Annotated in this window: 18 protein-coding genes and 1 pseudogene; 15 read left to right on the top strand and 4 right to left on the bottom strand. The window is 45.9% G+C overall.

All coding sequences use genetic code 11. From position 1 onward, the window contains the following. Nucleotides 1–51: 51 nt before the first annotated feature. The 7 genes and pseudogenes from AWJ19_RS11720 (at nt 52) to AWJ19_RS11695 (ending at nt 5,305) form a co-directional block, all read left to right on the top strand. Nucleotides 52–1,790: pseudogene (locus AWJ19_RS11720) on the top strand (ABC transporter ATP-binding protein). After that, entirely contained in the window at nt 1,787–3,526 is a 1,740-nt protein-coding gene (locus tag AWJ19_RS11715) for an ABC transporter ATP-binding protein (RefSeq protein WP_068723891.1), read from the top strand. Before AWJ19_RS11720 ends, AWJ19_RS11715 begins: the two are co-directional and overlap by 4 nt. A gap of 242 nt (nt 3,527–3,768) precedes the next feature. Next, entirely contained in the window at nt 3,769–4,173 is a 405-nt protein-coding gene (locus AWJ19_RS11710) for a TetR/AcrR family transcriptional regulator (RefSeq protein ID WP_241781706.1), read from the top strand. Then, nucleotides 4,122–4,235 carry a hypothetical protein gene (locus AWJ19_RS36515; RefSeq protein WP_347231107.1) on the top strand — a complete coding sequence of 38 codons (114 nt, stop codon included), beginning with the start codon at nt 4,122–4,124 and terminating at the stop codon, nt 4,233–4,235. Before AWJ19_RS11710 ends, AWJ19_RS36515 begins: the two co-directional genes overlap by 52 nt. A 13-nt stretch (nt 4,236–4,248) precedes the next feature. Continuing rightward, complete coding sequence (locus tag AWJ19_RS11705) at nt 4,249–4,578, top strand: multidrug efflux SMR transporter (RefSeq protein WP_068723889.1); 330 nt, start codon at nt 4,249–4,251, stop codon at nt 4,576–4,578. A gap of 36 nt (nt 4,579–4,614) precedes the next feature. Beyond that, on the top strand, nt 4,615–4,962 hold the full coding sequence (locus tag AWJ19_RS11700) for a multidrug efflux SMR transporter (protein WP_082707849.1): 348 nt from the start codon (nt 4,615–4,617) through the stop codon (nt 4,960–4,962). A gap of 25 nt (nt 4,963–4,987) precedes the next feature. Further along, a complete protein-coding gene (locus tag AWJ19_RS11695; protein WP_068723886.1) occupies nt 4,988–5,305 on the top strand; it encodes a hypothetical protein in 318 nt (105 codons plus the stop codon). A gap of 78 nt (nt 5,306–5,383) precedes the next feature. Here AWJ19_RS11695 and AWJ19_RS11690 read toward each other — a convergent pair whose 3' ends face one another. The 3 genes from AWJ19_RS11690 to AWJ19_RS11680 form a co-directional block, all read right to left on the bottom strand. Then, complete coding sequence (locus AWJ19_RS11690) at nt 5,384–6,400, bottom strand: aminoglycoside phosphotransferase family protein (RefSeq protein WP_068723884.1); 1,017 nt, start codon at nt 6,398–6,400, stop codon at nt 5,384–5,386. Beyond that, nucleotides 6,397–7,470 carry a ribosome small subunit-dependent GTPase A gene (gene rsgA / locus AWJ19_RS11685; RefSeq protein ID WP_068723882.1) on the bottom strand — a complete coding sequence of 358 codons (1,074 nt, stop codon included), beginning with the start codon at nt 7,468–7,470 and terminating at the stop codon, nt 6,397–6,399. The genes AWJ19_RS11690 and rsgA overlap by 4 nt, the downstream gene beginning before the upstream one ends. A 417-nt stretch (nt 7,471–7,887) precedes the next feature. Continuing rightward, nucleotides 7,888–9,270, bottom strand: a complete 1,383-nt coding sequence (locus AWJ19_RS11680; protein ID WP_068723881.1) for a TPM domain-containing protein — start codon at nt 9,268–9,270, stop codon at nt 7,888–7,890. 194 nt (nt 9,271–9,464) lie between these two features. Here AWJ19_RS11680 and AWJ19_RS11675 point away from each other — a divergent pair, with 194 nt between their 5' ends. The 8 genes from AWJ19_RS11675 to AWJ19_RS11640 all read left to right on the top strand — a co-directional run bounded on the left by AWJ19_RS11675 (nt 9,465) and on the right by AWJ19_RS11640 (nt 16,032). Continuing rightward, nucleotides 9,465–10,118 (top strand): hypothetical protein, encoded by a 654-nt coding sequence (locus AWJ19_RS11675; RefSeq protein ID WP_198536547.1) that lies wholly within the window; start codon nt 9,465–9,467, stop codon nt 10,116–10,118. Nucleotides 10,119–10,764: 646 nt separating this feature from the next. After that, the gene (locus AWJ19_RS11665; RefSeq protein ID WP_068723876.1) at nt 10,765–11,046 is read left to right on the top strand and encodes a hypothetical protein; all 282 of its coding nucleotides are present in this window, start codon (nt 10,765–10,767) and stop codon (nt 11,044–11,046) included. Nucleotides 11,047–11,139: 93 nt separating this feature from the next. Further along, nucleotides 11,140–12,300 (top strand): protein rep, encoded by a 1,161-nt coding sequence (locus AWJ19_RS11660; protein WP_082707843.1) that lies wholly within the window; start codon nt 11,140–11,142, stop codon nt 12,298–12,300. After that, nucleotides 12,284–12,517, top strand: coding sequence for a hypothetical protein (locus AWJ19_RS11655; RefSeq protein ID WP_068723874.1), 234 nt, complete (start codon nt 12,284–12,286; stop codon nt 12,515–12,517). The genes AWJ19_RS11660 and AWJ19_RS11655 overlap by 17 nt, the downstream gene beginning before the upstream one ends. 196 nt (nt 12,518–12,713) lie before the next feature. Further along, entirely contained in the window at nt 12,714–13,382 is a 669-nt protein-coding gene (locus AWJ19_RS11650) for a hypothetical protein (RefSeq protein ID WP_241781705.1), read from the top strand. Nucleotides 13,383–13,451: 69 nt separating this feature from the next. Next, on the top strand, nt 13,452–14,024 hold the full coding sequence (locus tag AWJ19_RS11645; RefSeq protein ID WP_068723871.1) for a hypothetical protein: 573 nt from the start codon (nt 13,452–13,454) through the stop codon (nt 14,022–14,024). Nucleotides 14,025–14,353: 329 nt separating this feature from the next. After that, nucleotides 14,354–14,482: a hypothetical protein gene (locus tag AWJ19_RS37270; RefSeq protein ID WP_277815801.1), complete on the top strand. Its 129-nt coding sequence runs from the start codon at nt 14,354–14,356 to the stop codon at nt 14,480–14,482. Between the two features lie 2 nt (nt 14,483–14,484). Continuing rightward, the gene (locus AWJ19_RS11640) at nt 14,485–16,032 is read left to right on the top strand and encodes a recombinase family protein (protein ID WP_241781704.1); all 1,548 of its coding nucleotides are present in this window, start codon (nt 14,485–14,487) and stop codon (nt 16,030–16,032) included. A gap of 375 nt (nt 16,033–16,407) precedes the next feature. Here AWJ19_RS11640 and AWJ19_RS11635 read toward each other — a convergent pair. Next, the coding region (locus AWJ19_RS11635) for a transposase (protein ID WP_198536546.1) at nt 16,408–16,898 on the bottom strand (491 nt) is incomplete at its 5' end.

Raw genomic sequence — 16,898 nt, 5'->3', positions numbered from 1 at the left:
GTCTTTTAATGATTGCATAGAGATACATACTGTATAGGCTGGTGAGTACTTATGTTTAAAATGGCTGTTTTTCTGAAACCGTATAAAAAAGAGGTGATCCTCGGACCGATCTTCAAGCTGCTTGAAGCGATACTGGAGCTGCTGCTGCCGACCGTTGTTGCGCTGATTGTTAACAACGGTATCGGCAACCAGGATAGCGCCTATGTATACCGGATGGGCTGTCTGATGCTTCTCATGACGTTAATGGGCTTTGGCTGCTCCATGGTCTGCCAGTATTACGCCGCCCGCGCATCGCAGGGCTTCGGCACATCGCTGCGCAACAGAATGTTCAAGCATGTATCCTCGCTCTCATACGCAGAGCTGGATAAGCTGGGAACGCCATCCTTGATCAACCGGATCACTAATGACGTGAACCAGCTGCAGCTGGCCGTAGCCATGCTGATCCGGCTGGTTGTCCGTGCGCCGTTCATCTGCATCGGGGCGATCATCATGTCGATGATCCTCGACTTCCGGCTGTCGCTGATTCTGCTGGCGGCAACACCGGTGTTCGGAGTGATCCTGTATTTTATTATCACCCGCAGCAGCCCGCTATACCGCAAATATCAGCAGAAGCTCGATCATCTGGCGCTGGTGCTGAGCGAAAATCTGTCCGGTATCCGCGTTATCCGTGCATTTGCGGAGTCACGCCGCGAGAAGCAGCGTTTTGCAGCGGCGTCGGATGATCTGACGGAGACAGCGATCCGGGTCTCCCGCATCGCCGCCTGGCTCGGACCCATGACGACACTGGTCGTCAACGCGGCGATTATCGCCATCCTCTGGGCAGGCGGCTGGCACATCAATGCCGGTCGCCTGTCGCAGGGGGAGATTATCGCTTTTATCAACTATGTCACCCAGATACTGCTGGCCCTGATCGTCGTATCGAATCTGGTGATCTTGTTCACCAAAGCATCATCCTCCGCTAACCGGGTTAACGAAGTCTTGGCCTCAACTACCTCTGTTCCGGATGAAGGGAATATCGCGATTCCTGCCGCAGCACCTTCTAATGTCCCTGCCATCTCCTTCGAACAGGTCTCCTTCGGTTATAACCGTACCGGTGAGCTTGCGCTTGAGGACATTACCGTAAAGATAATCCAAGGCCAGACAGTCGGGCTGATCGGCAGTACAGGCTCCGGTAAATCGACGTTCGTTAACCTGATTCCGCGTTTTTATGATTCCGTTCAAGGGAATATTCGGGTCAGAGGGGTGAACGTCAAGGATTACCCGCTGGAGCAGCTGCGGAGCCTGATCGGTATCGTACCGCAAAAGGCGCTGCTGTTCACCGGTACGATCGCAGATAACATCCGCTGGGGCAAGCAGGATGCCACCCGTGAAGAGCTGCTGCAGGCCGCTGTGGTAGCCCAGGCAGAGGAGTTCATCAGCAAGCTGCCAGAAGGGATGGAGACGCCGGTAGCCCGGGGCGGCCTGAATCTGTCAGGCGGCCAGAAGCAGCGTCTGACGATTGCCCGCGCCGTAGTCGGCCGTCCGCCGATTCTGATTCTGGACGATTCCTCAGCGCGCTGGATTTTGCAACAGATGCCGCTCTCCGCAAGGCGCTTAGGGAGTACGGGCGGGATATGACGGTGCTGCTCGTATCACAGCGGGTCAGCACCGTGCAGCAGGCGGACCAGATCATCGTCTTTGACGAGGGACGGATTGCCGGAACAGGAACACATGAGGAACTGCTTAAGACCTGCGGGGTTTACCGCGAGATTTGTGAATCACAGCTGTCCAGCCAGGAGGTGGCGCAATGAATACCAATGAAACATGGAAGAGGCTGCTGAATTATACAAGACAATACCGCGGCATTTCTATCGGAGCTGTAATCTGTGCCATCCTGAGCGTGGCCGCAAGTCTGATCGGCCCGCTGCTGATCGGGCGGGCAATCGACCGCATGATCGGGCCGGACAATGTCGATTTTCCGGAAATTCTCCGGCTGCTGCTGATTCTGGGCGCCGTGTATGCTGCCGGCAGCTTTTTCGGCTGGCTACTGACCTATTACACCAACAAAATCGCCTACAAAACGGTCTATGATCTGCGCCGTGACTTATTTGATAAGCTGGATACGCTGCCCCTCAAATTCCATGACAATCATCCGCAGGGCGACAGCATAAGCCGGTTTGTCAATGATATGGATGCTGTCTCTGACGGGCTCCTGCAGGGCTTCTCGACCCTGCTGACCGGTATTGTCACAATTGCCGGAGCAATCGGACTGATGCTCTATATCAGCCCTGTTATGACTGTAGTAGTTCTACTGTCGGCACCGGTGACTTATTTTGTCGCCAGATTCATTACGACACGCTCCCAGAAGCTGTTCCGCGAGCAAGCGAAGATTCTCGGCGGACTGAACGGCTATGTGGAGGAGATTGTCGGCGGGCAAAAGGTCGTGCAGGCCTACCATTACGAGGACCGCTCCTTTGCCCAATTCTCCGAACGCAACAATGAGCTGTATCAGACCGGGGTTAAATCACAGTTTTACGGCTCGCTGGCCAATCCGACGACCCGGCTGGTCAATAATATTACTTTTTCGGTCATTGCGATGATCGGCAGTGCGCTGGTGATCGGCGGGCATTTCTCGGTCGGAGACCTGTCGAGCTTCCTGATCTACTCCAATCTATTCGCCAAGCCGTTTAATGAAATCACAGGTGTAATCACTCAGCTGCAGTCAGCGACGGCTTCGGCCCAGCGCGTCTTCAGGATTCTCGATATGGTGCCGGAAACGCCGGATGCTCCTGACGCCCATGTGCTGGGCGCAAGACAGGGGACGATTACTTTTGACAAAGTAAGCTTTGCTTATGCGCCGGAGCGGCCGCTGATCCGTAATTTCAGTCTGGTAGTAAAGCCGGGTACCCGTGTAGCCATAGTCGGCCAGACAGGAGCAGGGAAGACGACGCTCGTTAACCTGCTTATGCGCTTCTACGCTGTGGACAGCGGCAGCATCCGTATTGACGGTGTGGATATCAATCACTTCACCCGTGACAGCCTCCGGCAGAACTTCGGGATGGTTCTCCAGGACACCTGGCTGTTCGGCGGTACGATCCGCGATAATATCGCCTACGGCAAGCCGGAGGCGAGTGATGAGGAAGTGATCGCTGCCGCCAAGGCGGCGAGCGCCCACAGCTTCATTAAACGCCTGCCTGAGGGTTACGCAACTAAGATCAGCGGCTCCGGTGACAATTTGTCCCAGGGCCAGAAGCAGCTGCTGACCATCGCCCGCGTCATGCTGGCTGATCCGCCAATGCTGATTCTCGATGAGGCGACCAGCAGCATTGATACGCTGACCGAGATACGCATCCAGAAAGCTTTTCTGAAGATGATCTCGGGCCGGACCAGCTTTGTCATCGCCCACCGGCTGTCAACGATCCGTGAGTCGGATATTATCCTCTATATGAAGGACGGGGACATTGTCGAGAGCGGGACTCATGAAGGACTGCTGGCGAGCGGCGGGCATTATGCGAGGCTGTACAACAGCCAGTTTGCGGCGGTGTAGCAGCACAGACATTACATGGCTGGATCAGTCATAATAAGCAGAGGTACACATAACAGGCGGCGTCTGCCGGAACTTGATTAGGACTGACAAGACCGGGCAGATGCGTTTTTTTGCTGCTTAAAATACTTTGACACTTAAACCGTCCGGACGGTATAGTAAATCCAGAGGTGAATCCATTGAACGTTAATTCTAAACGCGGGGTTATTTTGACAGCCGCATCTTTAATAATCAGGAGCCAAGGGGTGGAGAAGCTTACACTCGAGGCGGTTGCCAGAGAGGCCGGCGTCAGTAAGGGCGGACTGCTGCACCATTTTCCGAATAAAAATGCTTTGATTCAAGGGCTGGTCGAAGAGCTGACGGACGGATTCGTGACCGATGTCCAGGAGCGGGTGGCGGTTTCAGCTGTTAATGAAGGCAAGTGGAGCAGGGCATACACGGAATCTGTGGCCTGTGATATCAAGGACGGGAACGGGATCAGCACGGCGCTGACTGCGGCGCTTTTCAGCAAGCCGGAGCTGCTTGGGAAGCTGCAGGAGCAGTATGGGCTCTGGCAAAAAGACATTGAAAACGACGGATCGATCCCGTGCGTTCCACCATTGTACGGCTCGCTGCCGACGGCCTGTGGTTCTCTGAAATGTTCAGCTTAGGGAAACTGGATGCAGAGCTGCGCGAACAGGTCATACAGGAACTACTAAAAATGACGGTGTAGGAGGAAAAGGATTGTGAATCCCTTTATTTTATTGGCGGTTGCCATTGTGTCAGAGGTCTGCGGAAGCTCCCTGCTCAAATTATCCAACGGCTTCAGACGGCTATATCCGTCACTCGGGGTGGTGATTGGACTCGGCTCAGCCTTTTACTTTCTGTCTCTGGCGCTGCAGTCGATCTCACTCGGCACGGCTTATGCGATCTGGTCCGGGGCGGGTACGGCGTTAACGGCCATGGTTGGAGTATTCTTTTATAAAGAACGGCTTAACCGAAAAAAAATACTGGGTCTGCTGCTGATCATCGGCGGTGTCATTACACTGAAGCTGGCTACGGGCGGAACGCATTGATTTATTTTACGGGCAAAGAAGAGGATGGGGATTGAATTGAAAAGTTACATATACCTGGCTATGGCCATCTGCTTTGAAATATTCGGGACGACGATGCTTAAGTTATCAGACGGGTTCACGAATCTGCTGCCCGGTCTCGGGGTAGTTGTGGGGATGGGGTTATCTTTTTTCAGCCTATCCATGAGTCTGCGGGTCATTCCCTTAAGCTTCGCGTATGCGGTCTGGTCGGGCGTGGGTACGGCTATTACAGCCCTGCTTGGTGTGGTGGTGTGGGGCGATCCGTTCACCTTCGTGTCTTTCCTCGGTATTGCCGCTATCATCGGTGGTGTGGTGCTGCTGAACTCCTCCAATCATCCGGAAAAGGCAGCGCAGGGGCAGCTATGAGTTTATTTGAACATGGAGGGATCATGTGGAATCTGACCTGGAGAAAGAGCTAAAGGTAATTTGTAAAGCCCTTACTGTAAAGTTAAGGGGAAACGGCGGCGGGAATGGGAACGCTTTGATTGATCACGACCTGATTCAACGTCTTCATACAACACTGGATGCCTACCAGGAATCGATTCGTAAAGAAGGATGGGTATCTAAAGATATAGTATGGTCTCTTTTGTATACCAGCAGCAGATTTTATGTACAAAGTAAATATTCTAAAAATGAAGCAGATCTTATAAAAGAATATGATAATTTGAATCAAAGATTAGTTCGCGTTTTCAGCAATTACGACTTATAGCAAGTAAAAAACTCCGAAACCCGCTGCATTGGCGGATATCCGGAGTTTTTTAGAGCTTTTAGAGCATTAAGAGTCAAGTCAGCTCAGGACAGGGGTGTTCTTCATTTCATAGATTTTGTGGAGCGTCTGGAGATTAAGCGACTTCCCGTCTTCGTTCTTGGAGTGGAGGTACCCTTCTACAAGTCTATACCCGAATATGATCAGGATCATTTCGCAGACGCAATGATCGGCGACAGGGGGAGCATCCGCATACTCTGCAAAGCCTTTGTAATATGCGGGGATGCACCGGTGGTAATATTCGATCATGTGATCAAGATCCACTTCATCCGCCAGCAGGCTGGCAAGATCCTCGCCCAGGTAGCCCCATCCGGAGGTATCCCAGTCGATGAGTGCGATTGTCCCTCCGTCATAGATGATATTGGTGATCCAGAAGTCACGGTGGCACAGCACGAGCGGCAATTGTTCGATGCGGGCGAAAATCTCCTCTGAATGCTCGTCGATATCAATAAGCATTTGCCGCACATGCTGCGGAAATTCACAATCCTCCGAACGGATATAATTGTAGACGAGCGGCCATGACCGGTAATGCAGATACGTATTCTTCATGAGATCCGCCCGGCTCAAATTGGTCAGACGCTCCAGCACAGCAGGCTGTTCCGCATACAGCTTGCCCTGATAACGCCCTAACTCCAGTGCAGCCTGCTCATACATGTCACCGGTCAAGTCTAAGCCGGATACACCATCGATGAATTCCAGCCACAGCTGATATTCATTCTGCTCGGCATTCATTTCAGCGTGGTAACATTCCGGCCAGCGGAAGGTATCCGGGAACGTTGCTCCTAAGTCAGAGGCATAGAGATCATACTCCCGGCGCCATGAACCCGGATCACTGTAGCGCTCCCATTTTTTCTGGATTTTCAGCACGACACGGTACGGCAATTTCTCTCCGTCCGAGGTTTCGGCGGTTCCTGTTACCAAATTAACATTTCCCACCGTTCCGCCCTGCAGAGACTTAGTAGTGAAGTCAGCTGAGATGATTTCCTTCTTGAACTGCTGGCTTAAGACATATGTTAATGTTTCGATTGTAATCTTCATTTTTTCCATCCCCCGTTTTCCCTGGTTTGCTTGCTATGCATGGCTATTGTTTTGTTTCGGGCCCGCTTGTCAATCAGGTAGCGTGATTTATCCTGGACATATTGGTGCTCATGCTGCTGGGTAAGATAATGCTCCCAACGTTCACGCGGCAACGAACCATCCGCCAGCGCGGCGAGAACGGCACAGCCCGGTTCAGTCACATGGCGGTAATCGGCAAAGCGGCACTTTCCAAACCGTTCCTCCACATCGCCAAAGCTCGCATGTATGCCTTCAGCGGCATCAAAAAGCCCGAGCTCACGCATCCCCGGCGTATCAATCACCATCGTACCGGTGGGGAGCATGAACAGCTGACGGTGCGTTGTCGTATGCCGCCCGCGGCTGTCAACCTCCCGGATCGCCTGTACCTTCATTACATCCTGTTCCATTAACGCATTTAATAGTGAGGATTTACCGACGCCGGACATGCCGAGAAAAACGGCTGTTTTGCCCGGAAGCAGATAGGGGGTGAGTTCATTCAGCCCAAGGCGGGTATGACTGCAAATGGCGTGAACCGGCACATCGGGAATGCTATTTATGACTTCTGCGAGCAGGGGATTATAGTCTTCAACGAGATCAGCTTTGGTCAAAATAACGACCGGCTGGCCGCCGCTCTGCCTGACTTGGGTCAAATACCGCATAATTCGGGTTACGTTGAAATCCAGGTTAAGCGAAGTCACTATAAACACATAATCAAAGTTGGTTGCGACGATCTGCTCCCGGATGTTTTTGGCATAGCCTGCAGCATGCCCGGAGTAATCTGCACGTGCAAACTTGGAGCGGCGGGGGAGCACCGTAACGATGAGCGAATCCCCGTTCCCGTTGTACTGCAGCAGGACGAAATCACCGACACATGGAAAATCGGAGCGCGTATCCGCGCCGTGATAAAAGGCTCCCTTGAGCACCGCCGTTACTTCGCCTCTTTCAGTTATAACCGTGAAGCGCTCGCGCCGCAGCTCGGTAACCCTGCCGGGCACTAATCCTTCTTGAATATCTTCTGTTTCAATATAGCCATAGGTTTTTAAATCGGTCATGTTTGTGTTGTTAGCTCCTTTAATGTTGTTTTTTGGACGCAAAAATGCCGCGGACCAGCAGCCTCTAAAGAAGCAGCTGATACACGGCATAAGAACGCACCTGAAGACACGATCCACATCGTATCTTGCAAACAGCAATTTTCACGAAAGGTTACTTTGGATGGCATCACAAAGAATACGGGCATCATCCCGCGTTTTTCGTGTATGCCTGCTATTCGATTCTAAGACGAAACCACCGTATAAGTAGCTGCCATTAAAATCACATCCCCTTTCGTGTACGGAACTTGCTTATCGCTAAGCTTTCTTTAAAGTATCCTATTATGGAAAATTTATCAATGTATTAAATGATTATAATTAAAATTCACACCCGGCAGTTGTAATCTCGTTACTCTGGTGCCGCCAAATCCGGAAGTTTGCTCAAAAAGTATAAGCATGTCCGCCAACATCGGCCCAGGCCAGCGTTCCATCCGGCATCCACCCAAGCAGAACCCCTGCTGCCACGAAAGCAATCGTCCTTTCATTTTTGTCATACAGCAGGATTGTACCTGTACCGGACATGTAAGCTGCGAACCTGCCGTCCCGCGACCATTGGAGCGTAGACAGAAGGTAGTAATCCTGCTGCCGCTCATGTTTCCAAATATCCTCTTTAACCTGCTCCGTAATCCGCTCATCCGGCAAGACTTTGGAAGCCCCGCTGCCGGTGTCAAAACGGATTTTGCCTAGCGGGTTGCTCTCATCGTTGTCTGCGGGTAGTATCAGGATCGAGTTATCCTCCCAGGCCAGCGGATACACGAACAGGAAGCCGTCACTGTGTGAGAGGAAAGCTGCGTTCTCCCGGGACAACAGCTTATTTCCCTTCTGATCCAATATCAGCAAATCCGCTCCGGGGCCGATGTATTCATTATGGGCGTACAATACAGCGATACGGGTGCCGTCCGGCGATGAAGACATCCCATAGACCGGCTTATCAAAAACATGAAGCTTCTTGCGGGAGAAATCCTTGAGGTCTACCCGGTACAGCGTTTTGTTGCCTGATACCATATAAGTGTAGCCGGGGTAAAAGCGGTCGGAATACATTTCGTGGTAACCGTAGTCATTGCCGTAAGCGCCCTCCTCACGGGGAAAAGAAGGAATCGTAAGCTCCCGGCCTGTCAGAGCCTGAACCAGATGATGCTCTTCGTCTCCATAGAACAGAAAGGAGGGGCCGGTGAGTTGCTGGTTATCGACGGTTTTGACCCAGCCTGTCTTCCAGACTGGAAGCATCCGCTCAGTGCCGGATACGATGCCTTTGAAATGTATACTGCCCTGATCAGTCAGTGATCTGACAACGACAGTATTACGGTAAGGCTGCTCTGTGCTCGCATAGCTTCGTCCATCTGCTGTGTTAGCTTCATCCAGATTAAATGTCCCGGAAAAAGCGGTATCCTCGTCCATCTGCAGACGAATTTGCACAAACCTCGGTGACTCCCATTCCATCGTATAGCTGAATGCTGTCTGCGGATTGCTGATCTGCAGGCTTTTTTTCAGTGCGGACTCCAGTGAAGCCTGGTCAATATCGGTATTGGACTTCACCTGCACAACTTGACCGTTTCCGCCCAGAATCTTCATCTGCTCAATATAGAGAAATGGCTCCTCCGGGGTTAAGGATGCTGCGGACGAAGGGGTGGCCGGAGTAACTGTAGCTGTCTGGAGCGTTGCCGGAGGAGGGGACGAAGAAGTGCCCGCTTGTTCTGCTGTATCCGTCTGCTGACATCCTGCGAGCATGGCAGCCGCCAATATAATCACTGTCAAATAACGCATGTATAAACCTCCCTGTTGCAAATAGTAAGAGTTTACCATATTAATATGGACGTTGTTTATGCGGATAAGTTGCTTAGGCTCAGCATTTAGAAGGGCTGCCCGGATAAGATAAACGTTAGTGCATTGACTAGCCAGGAGGCAGCAACGTATAATTTTTCCAAATGTGTTTTTAAGTTTGATGTTAAAGGGGATTTATGATGAAGCGCTTTTTGTGGAAACTTTTCTTTTATTTCGTGCTGTTCGTTTTTGTATTATTTATGAGATTAAATGACTATCCACTTACTCTGACAGTAGGGATTGCTGTAGGGGGATCTCTGATTGGTTATATGATTCTGTTTGTTTATCCTTTTGTTCTGGAGAAGCGAGTGGAGCGAGTGGAGGATTTTTTACTTAGCCAGAAACATAAACCTGGGGTTTATATTCATTATGCTCTTGCGAACAGGCTTGATGACGAAGCAAAAACGACTATGGATAAGCTGATGAGAAAATATAAGTACTCAAAAGCATTGGCAGCTTACAAGGCGGCTTACGGGCTTTACTGCAAAGATATGGCTGCTACTGGGGAAGCTGTACCGCTTATCCGCTATCCGGATTACCGGACATATTACGAAACGGTACTATTGTTGGAGGACGGGAAAAGTGCTCAGGCACGGGAACATCTGCAGTCCATTAAGAAACGTTGGATGAGATCGGCACTGCTTGCAGAAATGGAACGCAGAGCGGGAGACATCGAAGCTGCAGTCAAACACGCGAGGGAAGCTGTGGATGCATCGGGAGGCGCACAACGTTATATTTTACATAAGGAATATGAAAGAACGTTACCGCAGGCGATTGAGCGGGTATCGTGAGCACGCTGCAGCATCAAATAGATAATAACTGGCAGACAGAACCTCTCGTTCCTCAGGAATTGGATGATGCCATGGATTCGGTTATTTTACATATGGGAATGGAAGAAGACGATGATAAGGAAGCTACGCTGTGGAAATTACATGATTACTTGAAAGAGTTCAGAGTCAGGACGAGACCTTGTCGGTTGCTTAACGGATAAGCAGCGGGCAGATTACATTCGTCTAGGGGAGGAGCTGCGCTCCAGCGGATGGAACTACGGTGTAGGTTTTGATACTAAGTGGGATGCTTTTGAAGCAAGGGTGGGGGGCTTATAGGGAATAGAAAAAAATTAAAAAATGAAGCTTTTTAATGAAGGGTTACTGGGGGATTCGTTGAAGATTTACTGCGGAGAACCGTACCACAAGTGATGGTAAAGCAGAAAGTGGAATTGTCAGTTGATTGTTCGTTATTAAACCTATATGACTGATGTGTGCCGGGTTGCATAATTTGCAACCTGGCTTTTTTATTGTAAAAACAAGAATTCCGAGTTCAATTATCACTAAATGATTGACATTTTTGAAAATGTTATTAAGATTTTTAAAATCGAAAAAAGGATTTATTCCAAAAGGTTGAAAACTACTATGCGTGGGAAGGAGGTGAAACGATATGCGGAATATAACGATTCGACCGAATGGCTTTGGAATGTTTATGAAAGATGAAATAAAGAAAACAGGTCTTCCTGTATTTGATTTTACAATAGACAGCGAAGCGCCAATTTCAATAATGATGTGTACGACTAAAGAGTTGAAGAATTATGGAATAACCTTATCTAAGGAACAACGAGAACGATTAGATGTGGTTGGTTTCCTAAGAATGAATGGATTTCGTGGTTACTCGGCGTTGTATTGCTTAAATGATGTCCTAATGGATATTGCATCAACTAAATAACAGAGTGAATATCGCTGATATTGCATGAGACGCGGCGTTCATAGGAACTACGCCGGCTGTCTCCTTTGCAATATTCAGCATGGAAAGTGCGTTTTGCAGAAAGAATGGAGTTTTTGTATTCATAGCAAGTTGAAGTCATTTGAAGTTGAGGCGGAATTGCTTTCTAAAGTAAATAAGAATATTAAACAGAATGAGCTAATTATTCAGCATTATAAGCGACTATATGGTGAACAGACAGACTCCTCGTCAAAATGGAAAACTTGGTGCAAAATCGAGCGGATTTCAGGATGTAATCGGTTCTGGAGGATAGATAACTTTTCAAAACAAGCGGTGAAGGACTATTTAGGTACTTCGACTTGTAAGGAAAAATTCTGTTCAAATTGCAAAAAGCTAAAACAGGCTTCACGAATGTCTCGATTTATCCCGTACATAGAGGAATGCTCAACGAATAATCAAATGTTTCATCTGGTGTTAACGATACCGAGTGTAAAAGGAACAGAGCTTTTAAAAGCAATAAACGAAATGTTTTCTGCCTTTTCAAAGCTAAATAGATACATCCGTGGAGATAAGAAGATAAAGGGAATATCGTTTGAAAATTGGGGTTATTTAGGTGGACTAAGGTCTCTGGAGGTCACGTATAAACAGGATAATTACCATCCACATCTTCATTGTTTGTTGATATGTGAAAATAACTTTCTATCAGATAAAACCGAGCGGAATGTATATTCATTGAAGCGTGGGAAGATGGTCAGGAAATTTAGTCTCGAAGAAATAATTATTCAGAAGATATGGTTGCTATTGATAACCGGACAAACAGTAACATTAAAGAATATAGAAAATGTTGAGCTTGGCTATTCCTGTATGATAGATAAATTCCGCGATGAAGATTATGGTGAACTATTTAAATACATTACCAAGAATGACAATGGAAAAATGACTTATGCGCAATTTAATGTGCTACGGGAATCGCTCCATAGCAAGCGCCAGATACAGGGTTATGGAGTGTTGCATAGAATTAGCGATGACCATTGTGATGAAACGGAAGAACAAGTGGAAGCTATTTACGCCGAAATAAGAAGAGCGCTTGAGTCAGTTGAATCACCATTGAAAGAAAGTGTGAGCCCGAAACAGCTTTTATCGGATTCCAGTAGTTTATTAATAAGCAAGAAGAAAATTTATTCCTATCTTAGGCAAGGGAATTGTGAAACCTTTAATTTAAATATGGAGTGTGCAAAAAATGAAACTAATCAATAAAGAAGCGTTTATCTTATTAAATACGAAAAAAATCAAAACGAACAAAGGGGAATTCAATCTGTATACCCTCTTTGACCCGGATTCTTTTGAAAGAATAACGATGTTAGGGGAACCGGATTTTGATATCCCTCCTAAAACCAAAGTTGCTTTTGAATTTTCTCTTAGAGAGAAAGATAAATCTTTTATGGCTTTTCTAACGAAAATAGAAGAAGCTTAAAATATTGCCTCTTAGGATAAGCTTTACATGGAGAGATGGGCACGATAGGCTGCTAAGCCAAGGCGAATCTCATACGATTCGCCGGTATTCGCAAGTAATCGTGCTCATAGAGGCTCCATGTCAAGTGGGCTAACAAAGGATTTTCTCTTTCTAGATACATTAGAAACTTCTCGTCCCAAAAAGAGGAATTTCAGCATTGGAAACTAATTTGTATTTAAGAAAACGAATAGTAGGAGTTGCTCCAATGCCACCATATTTTTCTGTTCATTATACTTTTCCGTATTCGACGTACAATAAGAGCTTTGTGAATGATATATACACCATGATTTTTAGCCAATTCCCATTTAAATCGGGTTATTGGATGGCTGAGAAAAACACGTTAGAAGAAATAGTAAGTTGGAATACATCCAAACTTGCTAAGAAATTCAAACTGGGATTTACCCAGCATGTGAAGCATGATTATAAACAAATGCTACTTGAATCAGAATTATACAGACATCTTCGTTTATATTGGATGTACGAATCCAATGAAATTGTTTTAAATTTGATTCTTCCTGAGGATGATATCTTCTTAGATAATAAATATTTAAAGTACGACAGTACGAAATTAGTGCCTCTATTTAATATTTCCGAAAAGATATGGGAGTCCTTTGGAGTAAACACAATCCAGACCTATCATGAAATAGGGGCTCCGACAAGTTATAAGGACATCCTAGACGGTGAGCTGCCATCGACAGAACCATTCAGCATTGTATCGCCAGAGGCTTACAGTCGAATTACAGACGCCTTAAAGGACAAGTTTATTGTAAGGGCGATTGAAAATGGTGTTCTAATTATTGAGAAAGACAAGATGGCGGAAGGCTGATACGCCGAATGAAAGTAATCATTCCGCTATTAGGCAGGATACTCAAGCATATATGGAGTGAAATCACGAATGGAATATATTGAATTAATACGTAAGATGAAAAATGCAGGGGTTAAGTTTGCAGATGGTTTAACTGAAACTGAATTTGAAGTTATCGAACAAAAATATGATATTACATTCCCGCCTGATTTAAAGCAATTTCTGTCGATTGCTTTGCCTATATCAGATGAATTTAATAATTGGAGAGATATGACTGAACGCAATGTTCAATTAATACAGGAAAGATTAGATTGGTGTTTGGAGGGTATGTTGTTCGATATTGAACATAATAATTTTTGGTTGAAGGAATGGGAAACTAAGCCAAACGATTTAGAATCAGCCCAGAAGATTTGTATTGAGCAATTTCAAAGAGCACCGAAGCTAATTCCAATTTACTCACACAGATATATCCCTCAGATACCTCAGGAATCAGGGAATCCAATCTTCTCGGTTTATCAAACAGACATCATTTATTACGGTGAAAACTTGAAATCCTACTTGATGGTTGAGTTCGACTTGAAGAAATATGATGAAATAAACTTTGAAAGTATCAAAAGGATACCTTTCTGGAGCGATATTATTGAAATGTGGGAAGTAGACTAACATTCGTTTGTAACATGTCTAATTACGCTAACTGGGAAACGATGTTACGGAAGTTAGCACTTTAAAACAAGCAAGTAATAGGCACCTATTGGGGTGCTTTTTTTCAATTTTACTGAATGAGAAACAGACAATTATAGCAAAAGAAAAACAGGGAATGTTGAATTCTCGGGATTATCTTTTAAATTCGAAAAAAATGACCGATTCACAAAAATAAATCCTCGATTTGCCCAAAAGTGAAAATGAATTCGATATATTACTCTTGCAAGGAACAAGTGAACAGGCGCCGTTCCCTTTCCTTAAACGACAACCGAAAATACGGGGGAACAACAATGATTACCATTACAGAGAAAACAGCCATTATTCCAACTAAAGAAGAAGTAAAGAAAACAGAACTCGTAACAATCCTTGCAGGTTTAATAAAACAATACGCCAATCAAAAGAGCAAAGGAGAGAAATGACAATGAAAATAGAGATGAAAGCGAAATCCAAAAAGCTGCGTGTAGGTAACTACTATAGGGTTTCCCTCGAAGAACAAGCAGAGGGCTTTTCGTTGGAAGCTCAGGACGCTGTCTTGCGGGCATACTGTGAGAAAATGGGGTACGAGTTGGTTGACGTATATTGCGATGATGGATATTCAGGTAAAGATTATGAAAGACCTGAAGTTCAACGGCTATTTAAGGATATATTGATTGATGATAAATTGGATGCCATCCTTATTTGGAAGGTGGATAGACTATCAAGGAACAACTCTGACATAATGTCTTTAATAGATAAAGACCTTAATCCAAGGAAAAAGAAAATCCTTGTAAGTACCTGTGATATTGATTCATCAACTCCAACAGGGCGCATGTTCATTTCGTTGCTTGGTACTTTTGCAGAATATGAACGTGAAACTATAATCGACAGAGTACATTTGGGAATGGATAAGAGGGCTGAACTCGGGAAATGGAATGGCGGCATTGTATTAGGATATGACAGTATTAATGATTCTCTTGAAGTGAATGAACAGGAAATGGAAATCGTTAAGAGCATATTTACAATGCGTTCAGAAGGTATAGGGTACAAGAAGATAGCGGCAACATTGAATGACCGAGGCTATCGAACTAAAGAGAGTAAAAAGAAAAAAGCAGAAATGTTCACCATTTCTGCGATAAGAGTCATTCTTAATAATGAAGTCTATATAGGAAATCTTAAGTGGAAGAAGCAAACTCTTAAAGGGATACATAAGCCCATTATTGATATGCAGCTTTGGCATAAAGTCAAAAAGGTAGACGAGGCACAGAGTGAGGCTTACAGCACCAATCGAAATTTTAAAGGCAATCTATTTCTTACCGGAATCCTAAGATGCCCGAAGTGTGGGGCGGGAACGGTAATGAGCAAAAGCAAGATGAGGAATGGTGAAGGATATCATTATTATTATATGTGTCAAGCCTCCCATTCAAAGGGCAGTGCGGCATGTCAGTCAAATCTTGTACGTAGAGAAGATGTCGAAAGCAAAGTGTTGGATGCTATTAGGAAGTTGGTTAACAATACTGAAATAATGAATGGGATTGTCGAAAAATTCGAGTTTGAAAAGCAACAAGGATTCGCTCAGCAATCAAAAGAAATATCAATATTGAAAAAAGAAAAGAGAGCAACAGAAGCAAAACTATTGAAGGCAGAAAATGAATATGAGAATGATGAGATTACGGCGTCCACATTTAGTCGACTGTCTGACAAATATCATGTGAAGATTGATGAGCTTGATAAATCAATAGCAATTTTAAATCGAGAGATTGAAAAAATAAACCACAGTAATAGTGTAAGTACAGAAGTTATCTCCGAAGCATTGATAAATTTCAACGAGTTATTTGGAATTGCATCTGCGGAAGAGAAAAAAGCTTTGATACGTTCTATTGTTAAAGAGATTCAAATGGAGCAGAACCGGAAGGATATCAAGAAGATAACCTTCTGGTTTTCTTCAATACTTGGTTTACCATCTGGTGAAATGCGGAGAACCGTATCATAAGTAAGGCAAGTTTTCTTCGATTCTAAAATTTTGTGATTTTAAGATTGGTTTTTGGCCAAGGAAAAAGAGAGCAATCTTTGAAATTTTCTAATTGTTAACAATTTCAAACTATATCTGCTTGCCTGCGATTAATTTCCTTATTCAACGCTTCAATGAACGCTCAGTTCTAATGAGAAGATACGCGTGGCGAAAAATGTACTGAAGGAATTATTATAAAGAATAATGTTGAGGCAAGCCTCTCAGGGCAAATGAGGTTGTTAGAAAAAAAGCACAAACCATTGGTTTGTGCTCAGATTGTCGAGAAACCCAGGTCTTTAAATGACATGGGTTTCTTTTGTATTTCAATAACGACCTGCAAACGGGAAAATGAGGGGATTAACCCCGTTTTTCCCGGTGATCCAGGTGGATCGCCATCTTCTTCATGTTCTGCACAGCTGCCGTCATCAGCGCTTGTTCCCTGACATTTGGTAGTCCGCGCAACCGGCAATAGCGAAACCCATGGAGCTCTTTAGCATCCGCGAAGCTTCGCTCAATGGTTTCTTTTCGTTTGCGATACAACTGCTTGCCTGACTTGCTGAGCCGGTTGTTCCGGACCCAATCCTTGCTGTCCTCCCAGACATGCCGGGTTACCACTTTTCGGTGGTTTTTGGACTGCGTACACTGGTTTAAAAACGGACAACTTTTGCATTGTTCCGGATCGGACGCATACTGCTGGTAGCCTTTGCGGTCCGTTGTGCGGTACTTCAGTCCTTGGCCGGCCGGACAGATGTACATCTCTTGCTCAGCGTCAAAAGTAAACTTCCATTTGGGAAACAGCCCTTGCTTGGAATGAAATCTCCGGTGAGCAATAACGGCAAAGATCTTTC

Source organism: Paenibacillus sp. DMB5 (genome assembly GCF_001517085.1).
In the GTDB taxonomy this organism is placed as follows: Bacteria; Bacillota; Bacilli; order Paenibacillales; family Paenibacillaceae; genus Paenibacillus_AQ.
This window is presented reverse-complemented; position numbering and strand designations above follow the sequence as displayed.

What these genes read in the sequence shown, in the direction of transcription:
- AWJ19_RS11655 (WP_068723874.1), top strand. Translation starts at nt 12,284, where the DNA reads ATGAAACTAATCAATAAAGAAGCGTTTATCTTATTAAATACGAAAAAA.
- AWJ19_RS11640 (WP_241781704.1), top strand. Translation starts at nt 14,485, where the DNA reads ATGAAAATAGAGATGAAAGCGAAATCCAAAAAGCTGCGTGTAGGTAAC.
- AWJ19_RS11715 (WP_068723891.1), top strand. Translation starts at nt 1,787, where the DNA reads ATGAATACCAATGAAACATGGAAGAGGCTGCTGAATTATACAAGACAA.
- AWJ19_RS11645 (WP_068723871.1), top strand. Translation starts at nt 13,452, where the DNA reads ATGGAATATATTGAATTAATACGTAAGATGAAAAATGCAGGGGTTAAG.
- AWJ19_RS11665 (WP_068723876.1), top strand. Translation starts at nt 10,765, where the DNA reads ATGCGGAATATAACGATTCGACCGAATGGCTTTGGAATGTTTATGAAA.
- AWJ19_RS11675 (WP_198536547.1), top strand. Translation starts at nt 9,465, where the DNA reads ATGATGAAGCGCTTTTTGTGGAAACTTTTCTTTTATTTCGTGCTGTTC.
- AWJ19_RS11690 (WP_068723884.1), bottom strand. Translation starts at nt 6,400, where the DNA reads ATGAAGATTACAATCGAAACATTAACATATGTCTTAAGCCAGCAGTTC.
- AWJ19_RS37270 (WP_277815801.1), top strand. Translation starts at nt 14,354, where the DNA reads ATGATTACCATTACAGAGAAAACAGCCATTATTCCAACTAAAGAAGAA.
- rsgA (WP_068723882.1), bottom strand. Translation starts at nt 7,470, where the DNA reads ATGACCGATTTAAAAACCTATGGCTATATTGAAACAGAAGATATTCAA.
- AWJ19_RS11680 (WP_068723881.1), bottom strand. Translation starts at nt 9,270, where the DNA reads ATGCGTTATTTGACAGTGATTATATTGGCGGCTGCCATGCTCGCAGGA.